The following is a 19,359-nucleotide window of genomic DNA, read 5'->3' on the forward strand; positions in this document are numbered from 1 at the left end:
GGCATTATGGGCAAATATATTCTAATCCTGTGATCTTGCTACATTTTTGTCTAAAGTGTTGAATAATCGCTCAGTGTAATTTTAAAGAATGGTAACAATATGAAATACAAGACTTTGCTCTTCACCGCGCTGATGTTGATGGTCGGACGCGCTGCGCAGGCGGAACAGATTGGTTCCGTCGATACCGTGTTCAAAATGTTTGGCCCGGACCACAAAATTGTCGTTGAGGCGTTTGACGATCCAGACGTGAAAAACGTCACCTGCTATGTCAGCCGTGCGAAAACAGGCGGTATCAAAGGCGGCCTGGGGCTGGCGGAGGACACCTCCGATGCGGCGATCTCCTGTCAGCAGGTGGGACCGGTTGAATTGAGCGATAAAATTAAAAACGGCAAAGCGCAGGGCGACGTGGTATTCCAGAAACGGACCTCGCTGGTGTTCAAAAAGCTGCAGGTTGCGCGTTTCTACGACGCCAAACGCAATACGCTGGCCTACCTTGCCTATTCTGACAAAGTGGTGGAAGGCTCACCGAAGAACGCGATCAGCGCGGTGCCGATTATGCCGTGGCGGGAATAAAAAAAACGGCGCAAATGCGCCGTTTTTTAATGCGTTAACTGCGGGATTACTCCTGCAGGTCACCGCAGAAACGGTACCCTTCGCCGTGGATCGTGGCGATGATTTCCGGCGTATCTGGCGTAGATTCGAAGTGCTTACGAATACGACGGATGGTGACGTCTACGGTACGGTCGTGCGGCTTCAGCTCACGGCCGGTCATTTTCTTCAGCAGCTCTGCACGGGACTGGATCTTGCCCGGGTTTTCGCAGAAGTGCAGCATCGCGCGGAATTCACTGCGCGGCAGTTTATACTGCTCGCCGTTCGGGCTAATCAGCGAACGGCTATTGATATCAAGTTCCCAGCCGTTGAATTTGTAGCTATCAACGCTACGACGCTCTTCGCTGACCGTGCCCAGATTCATGGTACGGGACAGCAGGTTGCGTGCACGAATGGTTAACTCGCGAGGGTTGAACGGCTTGGTGATGTAATCATCCGCACCGATTTCCAGGCCAAGAATTTTATCAACTTCGTTATCACGGCCCGTCAGGAACATTAACGCGACGTTCGCCTGCTCGCGCAGTTCGCGCGCCAGAAGAAGACCGTTTTTGCCCGGCAGGTTAATGTCCATGATCACCAGGTTGATATCATTTTCAGAAAGGATCTGATGCATCTCTGCGCCATCGGTCGCTTCAAAGACATCGTAGCCTTCTGCTTCGAAAATGCTCTTTAACGTGTTGCGTGTTACCAACTCGTCTTCAACGATAAGAATGTGCGGGGTCTGCATGTTTGCTACCTAAATTGCCAACTAAATCGAAACAGGAAGTACAAAAGTCCCTGACCTGCCTGATGCATGTCGCAAATTAACATGATCGGCTTAACGTGACTAAAGTACGTAATTGCGTTCTTGATGCACTTTCCATCAACGTCAACAACATCATTAGCTTGGTCTTGGGTACTTTCCCTTTGGACCCGACAGTGTCAAAAACGGCTGTCATCCTAACCATTTTAACAGCAACATAACAGGCTAAGTGACACCAGACACCCAATAAAACTACGCTTCGTTGACATATATCAAGTTCAATTGTAGCACGTTAACAGTTTGATGAAATCATCGTAGCCGAATGCTAGCCTTTGTCACAATTTTTCAATAAACCAACTAGTTGCGGACATTGATTTATAAACGAAGCGAATCCAATCAGAATAGGGTATTCATGTCGCTATTATCATTATAAAACATAAGGATAATAGTGTTCTGTTAACATTCTAACTGATTGTTCAGACACAGAATAGTTTAGCGTTTTTAATTTGTTATGAAACGCTATTTCGGTGATTTGTGTTGCAATTTTGTAAATTCGCGCTGCGTAATATGTTGAAGTGCATCACATTTTTACCGGCTAACTGATTAAAAAGAGAGCATAAATGCATCTGTCGATTGTACTGATTGCCCCAGCCAGAGCAGAAAATATAGGCGCAGCGGCGCGTGCCATGAAGACCATGGGTTTTACCGATTTGCGTATTGTGGACAGCACGGCCCATCTGGAACCCGCCGCCCGTTGGGTGGCGCACGGATCGGGAGATATTCTCGATAATATAACCACTTACGCTACGCTTGCCGATGCGCTGCACGATATTTCGTTTACCGTCGCAACCACGGCGCGCAGCCGGGCGAAGTTCCACTACTATGCCACGCCAGCGGAGCTGGTGCCGATGCTCAGCGAGAAAAGCCAGTGGCTGGAGAAAGCGGCGCTGGTGTTTGGGCGTGAAGATTCCGGATTAACCAATGAAGAGCTGGAACTGGCGGACGTGCTGACGGGGGCACCGATGGTCGCGGATTATCCGTCCCTCAATTTAGGCCAGGCGGTCATGGTGTATTGCTATCAATTAGCATCCTTAATACAAATTCCCCCGTCGCAAAATACAGGAACCGATGAAAATCAGCTTGCAGCACTTCGCGCGCGCGTAGAAAACCTGCTCGTGCATCTGGGGGTGGCGGACGATCAAAAAATGGCTGACTGGTTGCAGCAGCGTTTGGGGCGTCTTGAACAGCGGGACACCGCCATGCTGCACCGTTTGCTACACGATATTGAAAAAAAATTGGCCGAGTAAAACACTGACATAAGTTTTTACTATGGCGAATAAGTCTGTCTGGATGGGTTGCACATGGGGGAATCGGATGAAAATAAATCTGCACACAGCGGGACGTGAGAGTCTCCCGAATTGTGATCAAATTAAAAATTCGTTGACTTAAGGTGCCCGATCCTTTAACCCTAAAAGAATACAGCACAGACAGATAATAATGACAGAGTACACAACATCCATGAAACGCATCAGCATCACCACCATTACCACAACCATCATCATTACCACAGGTAACGATGCGGGCTGACGCGTACAGGAAAAACAGAAAAAAGCCCGCACCTAGACAGTGCGGGCTTTTTTTTCGGCTAAAGGAAACGAGGTAGAACCATGCGAGTGTTGAAGTTCGGCGGTACATCAGTGGCAAATGCAGAACGTTTTCTGCGTGTTGCCGATATCCTGGAAAGCAACGCCAGGCAGGGGCAGGTTGCGACCGTGCTCTCTGCCCCGGCAAAAATCACGAACCATCTGGTGGCGATGATTGAAAAGACCATCGGTGGTCAGGATGCACTTCCGAACATCAGCGACGCAGAGCGTATCTTCGCTGACTTACTGCAAGGGCTGGCAGAGGCGCTGCCTGGCTTCCCGCATGCGCAGCTGAAGTCCTTCGTTGAGCAGGAATTCGCGCAAATTAAACATGTCCTGCACGGCATCAGCCTCCTTGGCCAATGCCCGGACAGCATCAACGCGGCGCTGATTTGTCGCGGTGAAAAACTCTCTATCGCCATCATGGCGGGCGTGCTGGAAGCGCGCGGCCATAGCGTGACCGTGATTGATCCCGTTGAAAAACTGCTGGCGGTGGGCCACTACCTCGAATCCACCGTTGATATTGCCGAATCAACCCGCCGTATCGCCGCCAGCAAAATTCCGTCTGACCACATGATCCTGATGGCTGGCTTTACCGCTGGTAACGAGAAGGGCGAGCTGGTGGTGCTGGGCCGTAACGGCTCCGACTACTCCGCCGCCGTGCTGGCTGCCTGTTTACGCGCGGACTGTTGTGAGATCTGGACTGACGTCGACGGCGTCTATACCTGCGACCCGCGCCAGGTACCGGACGCCAGGCTGCTGAAGTCGATGTCGTACCAGGAAGCGATGGAGCTTTCCTACTTCGGCGCCAAAGTGCTTCACCCGCGTACCATCTCCCCGATTGCCCAGTTCCAGATCCCTTGCCTGATTAAAAATACCGGTAACCCGCAGGCGCCGGGTACGCTGATTGGCGCGAGCACCGATGAGGACGGTCTGCCGGTGAAAGGCATCTCCAACCTCAACAATATGGCGATGTTCAGCGTCTCCGGTCCGGGGATGAAAGGAATGGTCGGCATGGCGGCACGCGTGTTTGCGGCCATGTCCCGCAACGGTATTTCGGTGGTGCTGATCACCCAGTCCTCTTCCGAATACAGCATCAGCTTCTGCGTGCCGCAGGCTGACTGCCTGCGCGCCCGCCGCGCGCTGGAGGAAGAGTTCTATCTGGAGCTGAAAGAAGAGCTGCTGGAGCCGCTCGCGATTCAGGAGCGTCTGGCGATCATCTCCGTGGTGGGCGACGGTATGCGCACCCTGCGCGGTATCTCCGCCAAATTCTTTGCCGCGCTGGCGCGCGCCAATATCAATATCGTGGCGATTGCCCAGGGTTCGTCAGAGCGTTCAATTTCTGTTGTCGTCGATAACGACGATGCCACCACCGGCGTTCGCGTGGTTCACCAGATGCTGTTCAACACCGATCAGGTCATCGAGCTGTTCCTGATTGGCGTGGGTGGCGTGGGCGGCGCGCTCCTGGAGCAGGTGAAGCGCCAGCAGGCGTGGCTGAAGAAGAAACACATCGACCTGCGCGTCTGCGGGATCGCGAATTCCAAAGCGCTGCTGACCAACGTCCACGGCCTGAACCTGGAAAACTGGCAGGCCGAGATGAAGGAGGCAAAAGAGCCGTTCAACCTGGGCCGCCTGATCCGTCTGGTAAAAGAGTATCACCTGCTTAACCCGGTCATCGTCGACTGCACTTCGAACCAGGCGGTGGCCGACCAGTACGCGGACTTCCTGCGCGAAGGTTTCCACGTGGTGACGCCGAATAAAAAGGCCAACACCTCGTCGATGGATTACTATCACCAGCTGCGTCTGGCGGCGAGCAAGTCGCGCCGCAAGTTCCTGTACGACACCAACGTGGGGGCGGGCCTGCCGGTTATCGAGAACCTGCAGAACCTGCTTAACGCGGGCGACGAACTGCAGCGTTTCTCCGGCATTCTCTCCGGCTCGCTGTCGTTTATCTTCGGCAAGCTGGATGAGGGGATGAGCCTCTCGGAAGCCACCCGCGCCGCGCGCGAGCTGGGCTATACCGAGCCGGATCCGCGTGACGACCTTTCCGGTATGGACGTGGCGCGCAAGCTGCTGATCCTCGCCCGCGAAACGGGCCGTGAGCTTGAGCTTTCTGATATCGTGATTGAACCGGTCCTGCCGGCAGAATTTGACAGCAGCGGCGATGTTGGCGCCTTTATGGCCAGTTTGCCGCAGCTTGACGACGCGTTTGCCGCTCGCGTTGCAAAAGCCCGTGATGAAGGTAAGGTATTGCGCTATGTTGGCAACATTGAAGAAGATGGCGTGTGCCGGGTGAAGATTGCCGAAGTGGATGGCAACGACCCGCTGTACAAAGTCAAAAACGGCGAAAACGCCCTCGCGTTTTACAGCCACTATTATCAGCCACTGCCGCTGGTGCTTCGCGGCTATGGCGCAGGGAACGATGTTACGGCGGCGGGTGTGTTTGCCGATCTGCTGCGTACCCTGTCATGGAAGTTAGGAGTTTAACATGGTCAAAGTTTATGCCCCGGCTTCCAGCGCGAATATGAGCGTCGGATTCGACGTGCTGGGTGCGGCGGTGACGCCGGTGGATGGTTCGCTGCTGGGTGATACGGTGACGGTGGAAGCGGCAGACAGCTTCAGCCTGAATAACGTGGGCCGCTTCGCCAGTAAACTGCCGTCTGAGCCGCGCGAAAATATCGTTTATCAGTGCTGGGAACGCTTCTGTCAGGAGATCGGCAAAAACGTGCCGGTCGCCATGACGCTGGAAAAGAGTATGCCGATCGGCTCGGGTCTGGGGTCCAGCGCCTGCTCGGTGGTCGCCGCGCTGGTAGCAATGAACGAGCACTGCGGCAAGCCGCTGAACAACAACCGCCTGCTGGGCTTAATGGGCGAGCTGGAAGGGCGTATCTCCGGCAGCATTCACTATGACAACGTGGCGCCGTGCTTCCTCGGCGGTATGCAGTTGATGATCGAAGAAAATGGCATCATCAGCCAGCAGGTGCCAGGGTTTGATGAGTGGCTGTGGGTGCTGGCCTATCCGGGTATCAAGGTTTCAACCGCGGAAGCGCGTGCGATCCTGCCCGCGCAGTATCGTCGTCAGGACTGTATTGCCCACGGGCGGCATCTGGCGGGCTTTATCCACGCCTGCTACACCCGCCAGCCGCAGCTGGCGGCCAAACTGATGAAGGACGTCATTGCCGAGCCGTACCGCACGAAGCTGCTGCCCGGCTTTAACGAGGCGCGACAGGCATCAATGGATATCGGCGCGCAGGCGTGCGGCATCTCCGGCTCCGGCCCGACGCTGTTCGCCCTGTGCGACAAGGCAGACACTGCGCAGCGCGTGGCGGACTGGCTCTCTAAACACTACCTGCAAAATCAGGAAGGCTTTGTTCATATTTGCCGTCTGGACACGGCTGGCGCACGAGTACTGGGATAATTAATGAAACTCTACAACCTTAAAGATCATAACGAGCAGGTCAGCTTCGCGCAGGCGGTGACTCAGGGACTGGGTAAAAATCAGGGGCTGTTTTTCCCTCATGACCTGCCAGAATTCCAGCTGACCGAGATTGATGACCTGCTGAAGCAGGATTTTGTCACCCGCAGCACCAAAATTCTGTCCGCGTTTATCGGCGATGAAATTCCGCAGGAGCTGCTGGAAGAGCGCGTACGCGCGGCATTCGCGTTCCCGGCGCCGGTTCAGCAGGTTGAGCCTGACGTCGGCTGTCTGGAGCTGTTCCACGGCCCGACCCTGGCGTTCAAAGACTTCGGCGGCCGCTTTATGGCGCAGATGCTGACCCACATCAGCGGCGACAAGCCGGTGACCATCCTGACCGCAACCTCCGGCGATACCGGCGCGGCGGTAGCCCACGCGTTCTACGGCCTGAAAAACGTCCGCGTGGTGATCCTCTATCCGAAAGGTAAAATCAGCCCGCTGCAGGAGAAACTGTTCTGCACCCTCGGCGGCAACATTGAAACCGTGGCAATTGACGGTGATTTCGATGCCTGCCAGGCGCTGGTCAAGCAGGCCTTCGACGACGAAGAGCTGAAGGTGGCGCTGGGTCTGAACTCCGCCAACTCCATCAACATCAGCCGTCTGCTGGCTCAGATCTGCTACTACTTCGAAGCGGTGGCGCAACTGCCGCAGGAAGCGCGCAACCAGCTGGTGATCTCCGTGCCGAGCGGTAACTTCGGTGACCTGACGGCGGGCCTGCTGGCAAAATCCCTGGGGCTGCCGGTGAAACGCTTTATCGCCGCCACCAACGCCAACGACACCGTGCCGCGCTTCCTGAAAGACGGGAAGTGGGCGCCGAACGCCACGCAGGCGACCCTCTCCAATGCGATGGATGTGTCACAGCCAAACAACTGGCCGCGCGTGGAAGAGCTGTTCCGCCGTAAGATCTGGCGTCTGGGCGACCTGGGCTATGCCGCGGTGACGGATGAGACCACCAAATCCACCATGCGCGAGCTGAAGGCGGTGGGGTATACCTCTGAACCGCACGCGGCGATTGCCTACCGCGCGCTGCGCGATCAGCTTAATCCGGGTGAATACGGCCTGTTCCTGGGAACCGCACATCCGGCGAAGTTCAAAGAGAGCGTGGAGGCGATTCTGGGCGAAACGCTGCCGCTGCCGAAAGAGCTGGCCGAGCGTGCCGACTTGCCGCTGCTGTCTCATGAGCTACCGGCAGACTTTGCCGCGCTGCGTAAGCTGATGATGACTCGCGCATGATTTTTTGTCGGGTGGCGGCTACGCCTTACCCGACCTACAACCAATGATGACGCGTGCGTGATTGTGTTGCCCGGTGGCGGCTATGCCTTACCGGGCCTACAACGACGACAACGGCTCAGAACGTAGGCCGGGTAAGGCGAAGCCGCCACCCGGCTTTTTTTGTGAAGAAATTAAGGAGAAAAATAGCAGGGAAAAAGTAGAAATTCCCAATAAATGCGGTCACTTAGCGTTTAGGATTGCAGAGAATAACATCCCCCGTTCCCCTCGCGTACTCTCCTTACATCGGCCCACGTTGGGCAAAGATAATAAGGAGTCACCGATGTCTACACTGAAACCTGTGCTGATTGCGCTTTCACTGATGCTGGTCGCTCCCATGGCGGTACAGGCATCCGAAATCACCCTCGTACCCGCGGTCAAACTGCAGATTGGCGACCGGGATAATAACGGGCATTACTGGGACGGCGGCCGCTGGCGCGACCACGACTGGTGGAAAGCGCATTATGACTGGCGCGATAACCACTGGCGCCCACATGATGAGCATCGTAAACACGACGATCGTCACGATGACCATCACCACGATGACCGCCGCGACGATCGCGGCCCGGACTGGAAACACCACTAATGCAAAACCCCGCCAGTTGGCGGGGTTTGTTTTTACTGCTCGTGGCGCTTAAACACCAGTTCGCCTTTCCCTGACGACGCCTCGTCAAAGAAATAGCCTTCGCTGTTGAAGGCGGTTAGCTGCTCCGGCTTCGTCAGGCGGTTCTGGATAATGTAGCGGCTCATCAGGCCACGCGCTTTCTTGGCGTAGAAGCTGATCACTTTGAACTTGCCGTTCTTCTCGTCAAGGAATACCGGCTTGATGATGTCGGCATCCAGTTTTTTCGGCTTCACCGACTTGTAGTATTCATCGGACGCCAGGTTAATCACTACGTTATCGCCCTGTGCACGCAGCGCCGCATTCAGCTTATCGGTGATGATATCGCCCCAGAAATGGTACAGGTCTTTGCCTTTGGCATTCTCCAGGCGAATCCCCATCTCCAGACGGTACGGCTGCATCAGATCCAGCGGGCGCAGTACGCCGTACAGACCCGACAGCATGCGCAGATGCTGCTGGGCAAAATCGAAATCGGCTTCGCTAAAATCTTCCGCCTGCAGGCCGGTATATACGTCGCCTTTAAATGCCAGAATCGCCTGACGAGCGTTGGCAGGGGTGAAATCCGGATGCCATTCATGAAAGCGGGTCGCGTTAAGGTCTGCCAGCTTGTCGCTGATGCTCATCAGCGAGGCGATTTGCGGCGCAGAGAGCTTACGCGCTTCGCGGATCAGCTGTTGCGAATAGTCCAGCAGTTCAGGCTGGGTATAGCGTTCGGTGGCGAGCGGGCTCTGGTAGTCGAGCGTTTTTGCAGGTGAAATCAGAATCAGCATATCCAGTCCTTGCAGGAAATTTAGAGCGACTTTAGCAAAAAATCGCCCCGAATTGATCGATAGCTGTTATTGCCGCGGCAAATCATCCCACGTGCCGGGGGCAAGCTGCGCCTTGATATCGGGATAGCGGGCGGGATCAAAGACCGGCGGAACGCCGAGTTTACGCTGACGCAGATAGTCTCTGGCAATCAGGGTCACCACGGGCGAGAGCAGCAGGATTGCCGTGAGGTTAGTGATCGCCATCAGCGCCATAATGATATCGGCCAGCTGCCAGACCAGCGGCATACTGAGCAGGGAGCCTGCAATCACCATCAGGATAACCCCCAGGCGCAGGGTTCCGATTGCGGCGCGGGAGTCGAGCTTCAGGAAAATAAGGTTATTTTCGGCGTAAAGGTAATTCACCACTATCGAGCTGAAGGCAAACAAGATCAGGATGAGCGAGACAAATCCGGCTCCCCAGCCGCCGGTCAGGTTGACCAGCGCCTGCTGGAGAAGCTGTATCCCGACGGTGCCCGACGCGTGCGGTACGGGGCCTGCCAGCAGCAAAATCATGGCGCTGGCGGAACAGATAATAATGGTATCGGTAAAGACGCCAATCATCTGCACAATGCCTTGTGCGGCCGGGTGCGGCGGCCAGGAAGAGGCGGCGGCGGCCGCGTTGGGGGTTGACCCCATACCGGCTTCATTGGAGAACATGCCCCGTTGAAAACCCGCCATCAGCGCCTGGCTGAAGGTGTAGCCCAGCGCCCCGGAGGCCACTTCGCGCCAGCCAAAGGCGCTTTTGACGATGGTGGCAATCACGCCCGGCACCTGATCGAGATGCAGTGCGGCAACGAACAGGCTCGCGGCAACCCAGAGCAGCGCCATAATGGGCACCAGCCACTGCATCAGGCGAGCGATGCCCTTGAGACCGACCGAGATGGTAAGCAGAACGACGAGGGCTAAAGCGAGACCCGCGATCCACTCGGGGCAGGAGAAGGCATAGCGCAGGGCGTTGGCGACCGAATTCGCCTGGACGGTATTAAAAATAAGACCGTACGCGAGCAGTAAAAAAACCGAGAACAGGACGCCCATCCAGCGCATCCCTAAGCCACGCGCCATGTACCAGGCTGGACCACCGCGAAACTGGCCGTGCTTATCTTTCTCTTTGTAGAGTTGTGCAAGCGAACTTTCGGCAAAGGAGGTGGCCATCCCGAGTAGCGCCGTCACCCACATCCAGAAGACCGCGCCCGGCCCACCGGCGCTGATGGCCAGCGCAACGCCCGCCAGATTGCCGCTGCCGAGGCGAGCCGCGAGGCTGGTACAGAGCGCCTGGAATGACGTTAATCCGCCCGGCTGAGGCGTGACGCTGTTTTTCAGACTTCTGCCAAACTTGCGAATATAGCGAAACTGGATAAACCCACTGCGTAGCGTAAACCAAATCCCTGCTCCCAGAAGCAGGTATATCATTATCGAACCCCAAAGGACTTCGTTAATAAAGAAAAAGAAATCAGGCATTAACGTCCCTCTTGTTGATGCCAATGTGAATATGTAAGCGCTACCACTGATTGGGCATGCTGTTGCTTAGCAGCCTGTTAATATTTCCAGTTTATCATACTCTGCCTAAGCGCACTGTCTGCGGTTGCGCTACCCCTCCGTCGTGTTATCATCAGGGCAGACCGGTTACATCCCCCTAACAAGTAAACCTGTCATTTTTCCGCTGCAGGCATGCTGTCGGTAGCGTGAATTATCCAGGGCACGTTAAAAGAGAAACACTATCATGACGGATAAATTGACCTCCCTTCGTCAGTTCACCACTGTCGTAGCTGACACCGGAGATATCGCGGCAATGAAGCTGTACCAGCCGCAGGATGCCACAACCAACCCTTCTCTGATCCTTAACGCCGCACAGATCCCTGAGTATCGCAAACTGATTGACGACGCAGTGACCTGGGCGAAAGCGCAGAGCAATGACCGCGCGCAGCAGGTTGTGGATGCCACTGACAAACTGGCAGTGAACATCGGTCTGGAGATCCTGAAACTGGTTCCTGGCCGTATCTCTACCGAAGTGGATGCGCGTCTCTCCTACGACACCGAAGCGTCTATTGCCAAAGCGAAACGTCTGATCAAAATGTACAACGACGCGGGCATCAGCAACGATCGTATCCTGATCAAACTGGCTTCTACCTGGCAGGGTATTCGCGCGGCAGAGCAGCTGGAAAAAGACGGTATCAACTGTAACCTGACCCTGCTGTTCTCCTTCGCGCAGGCGCGTGCTTGTGCAGAAGCGGGCGTATACCTGATTTCTCCGTTCGTAGGCCGTATTCTGGACTGGTACAAAGCCAACACCGATAAGAAAGAGTACGCACCGGCTGAAGATCCAGGCGTGATTTCTGTGACTGAAATCTACGAATACTACAAACAGCATGGCTATGAGACTGTGGTTATGGGCGCAAGCTTCCGTAACGTCGGTGAAATCATCGAGCTGGCTGGCTGTGACCGCCTGACCATCGCGCCTGCGCTGCTGAAAGAGCTGGCAGAAAGCGAAGGTACCCTGGAGCGTAAACTGTCCTACACCGGTGAAGTGAAAGCACGCCCAGAGCGCATCACTGAATCCGAGTTCCTGTGGCAGCATAACCAGGATCCAATGGCGGTAGACAAGCTGGCGGACGGTATCCGTAAGTTTGCTGTTGACCAGGGCAAACTGGAAAAAATGATCGGCGACCTGCTGTAATCATTCCGCGTGACCGGGCTCCCGGTCACGCGACTGCTTTCGTCCCCTGTCTGAATCCCCTCTCTGCGTGTATCATTCCCTTTAATCAGTACTCTTTGAATGGAATGGATATGAATACCTTACGCATCGGCTTAGTGTCGATTTCTGACCGCGCCTCCAGCGGTGTTTACCAGGATAAAGGCATCCCTGCTCTGGAAGCGTGGCTGGCCAGTGCACTGACTACCCCGTTTGAGATCCAGACTCGCCTGATTCCCGACGAACAGCCGATCATCGAGCAGACCCTGTGTGAGCTGGTGGATGAGATGAGCTGTCACCTGGTGTTAACCACCGGCGGAACCGGCCCCGCACGCCGCGACGTGACGCCGGACGCGACGCTGGCGATTGCCGATCGTGAAATGCCTGGCTTCGGCGAACAGATGCGCCAGATCAGTCTACACTTTGTTCCGACGGCCATTCTTTCCCGCCAGGTGGGGGTGATCCGCAAGCAGGCGTTGATCCTGAACCTGCCGGGCCAGCCGAAGTCGATCAAAGAGACTCTGGAAGGGCTTAAAGCGGAAGACGGTAGCGTCATCGTTCACGGTATCTTTGCAAGTGTACCGTATTGTATACAGCTGCTTGACGGCCCGTATGTCGAAACCGATGAGAAAGTGGTAGCAGCTTTTCGTCCTAAAAACGCGCGTCGCGAAACAATCTCCTGAAATTAATCAATATGTGACATAAGCTGAAGCGGCGATAGCGTGGTAACGGTTTTACGGTATAGTAATTTTTTCTTTACGATTGCTGTAAAAATAAATCCACAATACACGCATAATGGTTCGCTATGTCACATAACACCCGACCTCTGAATCGACAGGATTACAAAACCCTCACGCTCGCGGCCTTAGGCGGCGCGCTGGAGTTTTACGATTTCATTATCTTCGTCTTCTTCGCCGCCGTGGTGGGGGAACTCTTCTTCCCGGCAGATATCCCGGAGTGGCTGCGTCAGGTGCAAACCTTCGGCATTTTTGCCGCCGGGTATCTGGCGCGTCCGCTGGGCGGCATTATCATGGCCCACTTTGGCGATCTGGTCGGTCGTAAGAAGATGTTTACCCTTAGCATCCTGCTGATGGCCGTGCCGACGCTGGCCATTGGTCTGTTGCCTACCTATGCCTCGATGGGTATTCTCGCGCCGTTGCTGCTGTTACTGATGCGCGTCCTGCAGGGCGCGGCAATTGGCGGTGAAGTGCCGGGCGCGTGGGTGTTTGTCGCGGAGCATGTTCCGGCGCGCCGCATTGGTATCGCCTGCGGAACCTTAACGGCGGGGCTGACGGTCGGGATCCTGCTCGGCTCGGTGGTCGCAACCATTGTGAATACCAGCATCACGCAGCAGGCCGTACACGACTGGGGATGGCGTATTCCGTTCCTGCTGGGCGGGGCGTTTGGTCTGGTCGCGATGTACCTGCGCCGCTGGCTGCAGGAGACCCCCATTTTCCTCGAAATGCAGCAGCGCAAAGCGCTGGCGCAGGAGCTGCCGGTGAAGGCGGTCGTGGTACGCCATAAAAAAGCGGTGGTGGTGTCGATGCTACTCACCTGGCTGCTCTCGGCGGGCATTGTGGTAGTGATATTGATGTCCCCAGTCTGGCTGCAAAAGCAGTACGGTTTCGCCCCTGCCGTGACGCTACAGGCAAACAGTATCGCGACAATCATGCTCTGCTTTGGCTGTCTGGCCGCCGGGCTGGCGGCGGATCGTTTCGGTGCCAGCGTCACCTTTATTGTCGGCAGCCTGTTACTGGCCGCTTCAAGCTGGGCGTTTTACCATCTGGCAGGCAGCCATCCTGAACAGTTGTTCCTGCTGTACGGCGTGGTAGGGCTGTGCGTGGGCGTTGTCGGGGCGGTACCGTACGTGATGGTGCGCGCGTTCCCGCCAGAGGTTCGCTTCACCGGGATTTCGTTTTCCTACAACGTGTCGTATGCCATTTTCGGCGGGCTGACGCCGATTGCGGTGACGGTCCTGATGGGCGTGTCTCCCATGGCTCCGGCCTGGTACGTGCTGGCGCTGTCGGTGCTGGGGCTGGGATTAGGGATTTGGCTGGGGCAGAAGAAGGGATGTCGTGCCCGCGAGGCGGACACGACAGAAGGATCAGTGTTTTTCACCAATCGGTAGCACGGTGCGGTCAAACTGCTCGTTCAGCACTTCACCCATTGCCAGGTAGATAGCGCTTGCGCCGCAAACCAGACCAATCCAGCCTGCAACATGAACGATGCCTTCGTTATCCACCAGGTGACCAATCGCCAGCAGGGCGAACAGGACGGTCAGGCTCAGGAAGACGAACTGCAGCATGCGGTTGCCTTTCAGGGTACCGAAGAACATGAACAGGGTGAAGATGCCCCACAGGCCCAGATAAACGCCCAGGAAGTGGGCGTTTGCCGCGTCTGCCATGCCCATTTTAGGCAGCAGCAGAATGGCAACCAGGGTCAGCCAGAAAGAACCGTAAGAGGTGAAGGCGGTTAAGCCGAAGGTATTGCCTTTTTTATATTCCAGCAGGCCCGCGAAAATTTGCGCGATACCGCCGTAAAAAATGCCCATCGCCAGGATGATGCCATCCATCGGGAACATCCCGATATTGTGCAGGTTCAGCAGAATAGTGGTCATGCCAAAACCCATCAGGCCCAGCGGAGCCGGATTAGCCAACTTAGTGTTGCCCATAAGTCCTCAAAAAAATCATCATTAATATGGTGAAATGGTTAAACCCGCGTCAGTTCTCCCTGACGGGGCGCGGCATCATAATGGGCGCAATCGATGGCGTCTATGATCTCATCAGGGTGAAATTAAAATTTTTTTTATCATTCCCCCTTGATGGATGCCGTCGCGACCCCATCTTGTAGTCAACCGCAGTGTGTGGACCTGAAAAAAATCAAATCTGGGCAGTTGAAAAAGCACGTTCTGCCCTTATTACAGGTACACAACCACATGTTGACTGAATTTTTAGTGGAGACGTTTAGATGGGTAAAATTATTGGTATCGACCTGGGTACAACCAACTCTTGTGTAGCGATTATGGATGGCACTACTGCACGCGTGCTGGAGAACGCCGAGGGCGATCGCACCACGCCTTCTATCATTGCTTATACCCAGGATGGTGAAACTCTGGTTGGTCAGCCGGCTAAACGTCAGGCAGTGACAAACCCGCAAAACACCCTGTTTGCGATTAAACGCCTGATCGGCCGCCGCTTCCAGGACGAAGAAGTTCAGCGTGACGTTTCCATCATGCCTTACAAAATCATCGCAGCAGATAACGGCGATGCATGGCTTGATGTGAAAGGCACCAAAACGGCACCACCGCAGATTTCTGCTGAAGTGCTGAAAAAAATGAAGAAAACGGCTGAAGATTACCTGGGCGAACCGGTAACGGAAGCGGTTATCACCGTTCCTGCCTACTTCAACGATGCTCAGCGTCAGGCAACCAAAGATGCTGGCCGTATCGCAGGTCTGGAAGTAAAACGTATCATCAACGAACCAACCGCGGCTGCACTGGCTTACGGTCTGGATAAAGAAGTTGGCAACCGTACTATCGCGGTTTACGACCTGGGTGGTGGTACCTTCGATATCTCTATTATCGAAATCGACGAAGTTGACGGCGAAAAAACCTTCGAAGTTCTGGCAACCAACGGTGATACCCACCTGGGTGGTGAAGACTTCGATACCCGTCTGATCAACTACCTCGTTGACGAATTCAAGAAAGATCAGGGCATTGACCTGCGTAACGACCCGCTGGCTATGCAGCGCCTGAAAGAAGCCGCTGAGAAAGCGAAGATCGAACTGTCTTCCGCTCAGCAGACCGACGTGAACCTGCCGTACATCACCGCAGACGCGACCGGTCCTAAACACATGAACATCAAAGTGACCCGTGCGAAACTGGAAAGCCTGGTAGAAGACCTGGTGAACCGTTCTATCGAGCCGCTGAAAGTTGCTCTGCAGGACGCTGGCCTGTCCGTGTCTGATATCAACGACGTTATCCTCGTTGGTGGCCAGACCCGTATGCCAATGGTCCAGAAGAAAGTGGCTGAGTTCTTTGGTAAAGAGCCACGTAAAGACGTTAACCCGGACGAAGCGGTGGCAATTGGTGCTGCGGTTCAGGGTGGCGTACTGACCGGTGAAGTGAAAGACGTACTGCTGCTGGACGTTACCCCGCTGTCTCTGGGTATCGAAACCATGGGCGGTGTGATGACGGCGCTCATCAACAAAAACACCACCATCCCAACCAAGCACAGCCAGGTGTTCTCTACCGCTGAAGACAACCAGTCTGCGGTAACCATCCATGTGCTGCAGGGTGAGCGTAAGCGTGCGGCGGATAACAAATCTCTGGGTCAGTTCAACCTGGACGGTATTAACCCGGCACCGCGCGGCATGCCACAGATCGAAGTCACCTTCGACATCGATGCTGACGGTATCCTGCACGTGTCTGCGAAAGACAAAAACAGCGGTAAAGAGCAGAAGATCACCATCAAGGCATCTTCTGGCCTGAACGAAGCAGAAATCGAAAAAATGGTTCGCGATGCCGAAGCTAACGCGGAATCCGACCGTAAGTTCGAAGAGCTGGTTCAGACCCGTAACCAGGGTGACCATCTGCTGCACAGCACCCGTAAGCAGGTTGAAGAAGCCGGCGATAAGCTGCCAGCGGAAGACAAAACTGCTATCGAAGCTGCACTGAGCGCGCTGGAAACGTCTCTGAAAGGCGAAGACAAAGCGGACATCGAAGCGAAAATGCAGGAGCTGGCACAGGCTTCCCAGAAGCTGATGGAAATCGCTCAGCAGCAGCACGCTCAACAGCAGGCGGGCGCTGACGCTTCTGCGAACAACGCGAAAGACGACGACGTTGTCGACGCTGAGTTCGAAGAAGTTAAAGACAAAAAATAATCGCCCTGATGCAGGGTAATTAATCGGCACGGGCGTAGGAGAACTCTCCACGCCCGTGCTCGCATGTTAAGGGGCTTAAAAAAACCAATGGCAAAGCAAGACTATTACGAGATTTTAGGCGTTCCGAAAACTGCGGAAGAGCGTGAAATCAAAAAGGCGTATAAGCGCCTGGCCATGAAATTCCACCCGGACCGTAATCAGGGTGACAAAGAGGCTGAAGCCAAATTTAAAGAGATCAAAGAAGCCTACGAAGTCCTGACCGATGCACAAAAACGTGCGGCCTATGACCAGTACGGTCACGCAGCCTTTGAACAGGGCGGCATGGGCGGCGGTGGATTCGGCGGCGGCGGCTTTGGCGGCGGCGCTGACTTCAGCGATATCTTTGGCGATGTGTTTGGCGATATCTTCGGCGGCGGTCGTGGTCGTCAGCGCGCGGCGCGCGGCGCGGATCTGCGCTACAACATGGATCTGACGCTGGAAGAGGCCGTTCGCGGTGTCACCAAAGAGATCCGTATTCCGACGCTGGAAGAGTGTGACGTTTGCCATGGCAGCGGCGCGAAAGCGGGTACGCAGCCGCAGACCTGTCCAACCTGTCACGGTTCCGGCCAGGTGCAGATGCGTCAGGGCTTCTTCGCGGTACAGCAGGCCTGTCCGCACTGTCACGGTCGCGGTACGCTGATTAAAGATCCGTGCACCAAGTGCCACGGCCACGGTCGCGTTGAGAAAACCAAGACCCTGTCCGTTAAGATCCCAGCTGGCGTCGATACGGGCGACCGCATCCGTCTGGCGGGCGAAGGTGAAGCCGGAGAACACGGCGCACCGGCAGGCGATCTGTACGTTCAGGTGCAGGTTAAACAGCACGCGATTTTCGAGCGCGAAGGGAACAACCTGTACTGTGAAGTGCCGATCAACTTCGCGATGGCCGCACTCGGTGGCGAAATTGAAGTACCGACGCTGGATGGCCGCGTCAATCTGAAGATCCCGGGCGAGACCCAGACCGGTAAGCTGTTCCGCATGCGCGGTAAAGGCGTTAAATCCGTTCGTGGTGGTGCGCAGGGCGACCTGCTGTGCCGCGTCGTCGTGGAAACGCCGGTTGGCCTGAACGACAAGCAGAAACAGCTGCTGAAAGAGTTGCAGGAGAGCTTCGGTGGCCCGACGGGTGAGAAAAACAGCCCGCGCTCCAAAAGCTTCTTCGATGGCGTCAAAAAATTCTTCGATGATTTGACCCGCTAATCGACTAGCTGGTTTTTATCCGCAAAAGCCCGGAAGCGATTCCGGGCTTTTTCTTTTTATCGGTATTGCTCGGTTAAACTGAATCTATACTCAATATTAATCTGTTTTTGCCGAGTTATCTGGCTTGGTATTATGGTTTTATCGAGGTATTGTTGTAAAAGAGAGAACTAAAGTGAAATTACTACACCGTTTCTTTAGCAGTGAGGCATCCGGCGGCGTGATCCTGATTATGGCTGCTGCGGCCGCGATGGTACTGGCCAACGTCGGAATGACCCGCGATCTGTATCATGCTTTTCTGGAAACGCCCGTTGAGCTGAAGGTCGGGGCGCTGGAAATCAACAAGAACATGCTGCTGTGGATCAACGATGCGCTGATGGCGGTGTTCTTCCTGCTTGTGGGGCTTGAGGTTAAGCGTGAGCTGGTGCTGGGTTCGCTTGCCAGCCGCCAGCGTGCGGCGTTCCCGGTCATTGCTGCGCTCGGCGGGATGGTGGTGCCGGCGCTGCTCTTTCTGGCGTTCACCTGGCAGGATCCGATCGCACGTCACGGCTGGGCGATCCCGGCTGCGACGGATATCGCTTTTGCGCTCGGGGTGCTGGCCTTGCTGGGAAGCCGCGTGCCGGTAGCCCTGAAAATCTTCCTGATGGCGCTGGCGATTATTGATGACCTTGGCGCCATTGTGATTATCGCGCTGTTCTACACCAGCGATCTGTCGATCCTCTCCCTGAGCGTGGCTGCCGGGGCGATTGCGGTGCTGGCGCTGCTGAACATCTTTAATGTGCGCCGCATCGGTATCTACATCCTCGTGGGGATGGTGCTGTGGACGGCGGTGCTGAAATCAGGCGTGCATGCCACGCTGGCTGGGGTGATCGTCGGCTTCTTCGTGCCGCTGAAGCCGCAGGACGGCAAGTCGCCTGCCAAACAGCTGGAGCATGTGCTGCATCCGTGGGTCGCCTTTATGATCCTGCCGCTGTTTGCGTTTGCCAATGCGGGCGTTTCCCTCGGCGGGGTGACGCTGGACGGGCTAACGTCCGTGCTGCCGCTGGGCATTATTGCCGGGCTGTTTATCGGTAAGCCGCTGGGTATTAGTCTCTTCTGCTGGCTGGCGACGAAACTGAAGCTGGCGTCATTGCCGCACGGCACCACGTTTAAGCAGATTATGGCCGTCGGCGTGCTGTGTGGTATCGGGTTTACGATGTCGATCTTTATCTCGACGCTGGCGTTTGGCGCGCATGCGCCTGAGCTGATCGTCTGGGCGAAACTCGGCATTCTTATCGGGTCATTACTGGCCGCGGTAATCGGTTATACCTTGCTGAAGGTAAAATTGTCCGGACAGGCCGTCCAGGCATAACGGAACACCGGGAGGAGGCGAGCCTTCTCCCGATACACA

At 55.5% G+C, this 19,359-nt stretch carries 18 protein-coding genes and 1 other annotated feature; of the genes, 14 read left to right on the plus strand and 4 right to left on the minus strand.

Going from position 1 to position 19,359, the window contains the following annotated elements; all coding sequences use genetic code 11:
* The first annotated feature begins 99 nt into the window (after window positions 1–99).
* Entirely contained in the window at window positions 100–573 is a 474-nt protein-coding gene (creA, locus tag BMW97_RS17820; RefSeq protein ID WP_090393053.1) for a protein CreA, read from the plus strand.
* Between the two features lie 46 nt (window positions 574–619).
* Here creA and arcA read toward each other — a convergent pair whose 3' ends face one another.
* Entirely contained in the window at window positions 620–1,336 is a 717-nt protein-coding gene (gene arcA, locus BMW97_RS17825) for a two-component system response regulator ArcA (protein ID WP_003856501.1), read from the minus strand.
* A gap of 95 nt (window positions 1,337–1,431) precedes the next feature.
* On the opposite strand from arcA, the gene yjjY reads away from it, so the two are divergent.
* The 7 genes from yjjY to BMW97_RS17860 all read left to right on the plus strand — a co-directional run bounded on the left by yjjY (window position 1,432) and on the right by BMW97_RS17860 (window position 8,324).
* Window positions 1,432–1,572 carry a YjjY family protein gene (gene yjjY / locus BMW97_RS17830; RefSeq protein WP_085928893.1) on the plus strand — a complete coding sequence of 47 codons (141 nt, stop codon included), beginning with the start codon at window positions 1,432–1,434 and terminating at the stop codon, window positions 1,570–1,572.
* A gap of 399 nt (window positions 1,573–1,971) precedes the next feature.
* Complete coding sequence (locus BMW97_RS17835; RefSeq protein ID WP_090393055.1) at window positions 1,972–2,658, plus strand: tRNA/rRNA methyltransferase; 687 nt, start codon at window positions 1,972–1,974, stop codon at window positions 2,656–2,658.
* A 211-nt stretch (window positions 2,659–2,869) separates the two neighbouring features.
* On the plus strand, window positions 2,870–2,938 hold the full coding sequence (thrL, locus tag BMW97_RS17840; protein WP_015572623.1) for a thr operon leader peptide: 69 nt from the start codon (window positions 2,870–2,872) through the stop codon (window positions 2,936–2,938).
* Window positions 2,877–2,994 (plus strand) — a sequence feature (Thr leader region). (Overlaps the previous gene by 62 nt.)
* 24 nt (window positions 2,995–3,018) lie before the next feature.
* Window positions 3,019–5,481 carry a bifunctional aspartate kinase/homoserine dehydrogenase I gene (gene thrA / locus BMW97_RS17845; RefSeq protein WP_045907755.1) on the plus strand — a complete coding sequence of 821 codons (2,463 nt, stop codon included), beginning with the start codon at window positions 3,019–3,021 and terminating at the stop codon, window positions 5,479–5,481.
* Between the two features lies 1 nt (window position 5,482).
* Window positions 5,483–6,412, plus strand: coding sequence for a homoserine kinase (gene thrB / locus BMW97_RS17850; RefSeq protein ID WP_045907756.1), 930 nt, complete (start codon window positions 5,483–5,485; stop codon window positions 6,410–6,412).
* A 3-nt stretch (window positions 6,413–6,415) separates the two neighbouring features.
* Window positions 6,416–7,702, plus strand: coding sequence for a threonine synthase (thrC, locus tag BMW97_RS17855; RefSeq protein WP_023326668.1), 1,287 nt, complete (start codon window positions 6,416–6,418; stop codon window positions 7,700–7,702).
* Between the two features lie 319 nt (window positions 7,703–8,021).
* Window positions 8,022–8,324, plus strand: coding sequence for a DUF2502 domain-containing protein (locus BMW97_RS17860; RefSeq protein ID WP_045907758.1), 303 nt, complete (start codon window positions 8,022–8,024; stop codon window positions 8,322–8,324).
* A 32-nt stretch (window positions 8,325–8,356) separates the two neighbouring features.
* Here BMW97_RS17860 and yaaA read toward each other — a convergent pair whose 3' ends face one another.
* Window positions 8,357–9,130: a peroxide stress protein YaaA gene (gene yaaA, locus BMW97_RS17865; RefSeq protein WP_008502047.1), complete on the minus strand. Its 774-nt coding sequence runs from the start codon at window positions 9,128–9,130 to the stop codon at window positions 8,357–8,359.
* 66 nt (window positions 9,131–9,196) lie between these two features.
* Window positions 9,197–10,627 (minus strand): alanine/glycine:cation symporter family protein, encoded by a 1,431-nt coding sequence (locus BMW97_RS17870; RefSeq protein WP_045907759.1) that lies wholly within the window; start codon window positions 10,625–10,627, stop codon window positions 9,197–9,199.
* Between the two features lie 262 nt (window positions 10,628–10,889).
* Here BMW97_RS17870 and tal point away from each other — a divergent pair, with 262 nt between their 5' ends.
* From tal to BMW97_RS17885, 3 genes are all read left to right on the plus strand, one after another.
* The gene (gene tal, locus BMW97_RS17875; protein ID WP_024907418.1) at window positions 10,890–11,843 is read left to right on the plus strand and encodes a transaldolase; all 954 of its coding nucleotides are present in this window, start codon (window positions 10,890–10,892) and stop codon (window positions 11,841–11,843) included.
* A gap of 110 nt (window positions 11,844–11,953) precedes the next feature.
* A complete protein-coding gene (gene mog / locus BMW97_RS17880; protein ID WP_008502044.1) occupies window positions 11,954–12,541 on the plus strand; it encodes a molybdopterin adenylyltransferase in 588 nt (195 codons plus the stop codon).
* A gap of 122 nt (window positions 12,542–12,663) precedes the next feature.
* Complete coding sequence (locus BMW97_RS17885; protein WP_045907760.1) at window positions 12,664–13,986, plus strand: MFS transporter; 1,323 nt, start codon at window positions 12,664–12,666, stop codon at window positions 13,984–13,986.
* On the opposite strand, the gene satP is transcribed toward BMW97_RS17885, so the two are convergent.
* Window positions 13,963–14,529 (minus strand): acetate uptake transporter, encoded by a 567-nt coding sequence (satP, locus tag BMW97_RS17890; protein WP_032649862.1) that lies wholly within the window; start codon window positions 14,527–14,529, stop codon window positions 13,963–13,965. The genes BMW97_RS17885 and satP overlap by 24 nt on opposite strands.
* Window positions 14,530–14,825: 296 nt before the next feature.
* Here satP and dnaK point away from each other — a divergent pair, with 296 nt between their 5' ends.
* The 3 genes from dnaK to nhaA all read left to right on the plus strand — a co-directional run bounded on the left by dnaK (window position 14,826) and on the right by nhaA (window position 19,320).
* Window positions 14,826–16,739, plus strand: a complete 1,914-nt coding sequence (gene dnaK / locus BMW97_RS17895; RefSeq protein ID WP_045907761.1) for a molecular chaperone DnaK — start codon at window positions 14,826–14,828, stop codon at window positions 16,737–16,739.
* An 87-nt stretch (window positions 16,740–16,826) separates the two neighbouring features.
* The gene (gene dnaJ, locus BMW97_RS17900; protein WP_008502040.1) at window positions 16,827–17,972 is read left to right on the plus strand and encodes a molecular chaperone DnaJ; all 1,146 of its coding nucleotides are present in this window, start codon (window positions 16,827–16,829) and stop codon (window positions 17,970–17,972) included.
* A 172-nt stretch (window positions 17,973–18,144) separates the two neighbouring features.
* The gene (gene nhaA, locus BMW97_RS17905) at window positions 18,145–19,320 is read left to right on the plus strand and encodes a Na+/H+ antiporter NhaA (RefSeq protein ID WP_047746184.1); all 1,176 of its coding nucleotides are present in this window, start codon (window positions 18,145–18,147) and stop codon (window positions 19,318–19,320) included.
* The last annotated feature ends 39 nt before the right edge of the window (window positions 19,321–19,359 follow it).

It is taken from the genome of Enterobacter sp. NFIX58 (genome assembly GCF_900110475.1).
GTDB classification, from domain to species: domain Bacteria; phylum Pseudomonadota; class Gammaproteobacteria; order Enterobacterales; family Enterobacteriaceae; genus Enterobacter; species Enterobacter quasiroggenkampii.

Bases quoted from the DNA above. Each gene is read 5' to 3' on its own strand.
- creA (WP_090393053.1), top strand. From the start codon at position 100: ATGAAATACAAGACTTTGCTCTTCACCGCGCTGATGTTGATGGTCGGA.
- arcA (WP_003856501.1), bottom strand. From the start codon at position 1,336: ATGCAGACCCCGCACATTCTTATCGTTGAAGACGAGTTGGTAACACGC.
- BMW97_RS17835 (WP_090393055.1), top strand. From the start codon at position 1,972: ATGCATCTGTCGATTGTACTGATTGCCCCAGCCAGAGCAGAAAATATA.
- thrA (WP_045907755.1), top strand. From the start codon at position 3,019: ATGCGAGTGTTGAAGTTCGGCGGTACATCAGTGGCAAATGCAGAACGT.
- thrB (WP_045907756.1), top strand. From the start codon at position 5,483: ATGGTCAAAGTTTATGCCCCGGCTTCCAGCGCGAATATGAGCGTCGGA.
- thrC (WP_023326668.1), top strand. From the start codon at position 6,416: ATGAAACTCTACAACCTTAAAGATCATAACGAGCAGGTCAGCTTCGCG.
- BMW97_RS17860 (WP_045907758.1), top strand. From the start codon at position 8,022: ATGTCTACACTGAAACCTGTGCTGATTGCGCTTTCACTGATGCTGGTC.
- yaaA (WP_008502047.1), bottom strand. From the start codon at position 9,130: ATGCTGATTCTGATTTCACCTGCAAAAACGCTCGACTACCAGAGCCCG.
- BMW97_RS17870 (WP_045907759.1), bottom strand. From the start codon at position 10,627: ATGCCTGATTTCTTTTTCTTTATTAACGAAGTCCTTTGGGGTTCGATA.
- tal (WP_024907418.1), top strand. From the start codon at position 10,890: ATGACGGATAAATTGACCTCCCTTCGTCAGTTCACCACTGTCGTAGCT.
- mog (WP_008502044.1), top strand. From the start codon at position 11,954: ATGAATACCTTACGCATCGGCTTAGTGTCGATTTCTGACCGCGCCTCC.
- BMW97_RS17885 (WP_045907760.1), top strand. From the start codon at position 12,664: ATGTCACATAACACCCGACCTCTGAATCGACAGGATTACAAAACCCTC.
- satP (WP_032649862.1), bottom strand. From the start codon at position 14,529: ATGGGCAACACTAAGTTGGCTAATCCGGCTCCGCTGGGCCTGATGGGT.
- dnaK (WP_045907761.1), top strand. From the start codon at position 14,826: ATGGGTAAAATTATTGGTATCGACCTGGGTACAACCAACTCTTGTGTA.
- dnaJ (WP_008502040.1), top strand. From the start codon at position 16,827: ATGGCAAAGCAAGACTATTACGAGATTTTAGGCGTTCCGAAAACTGCG.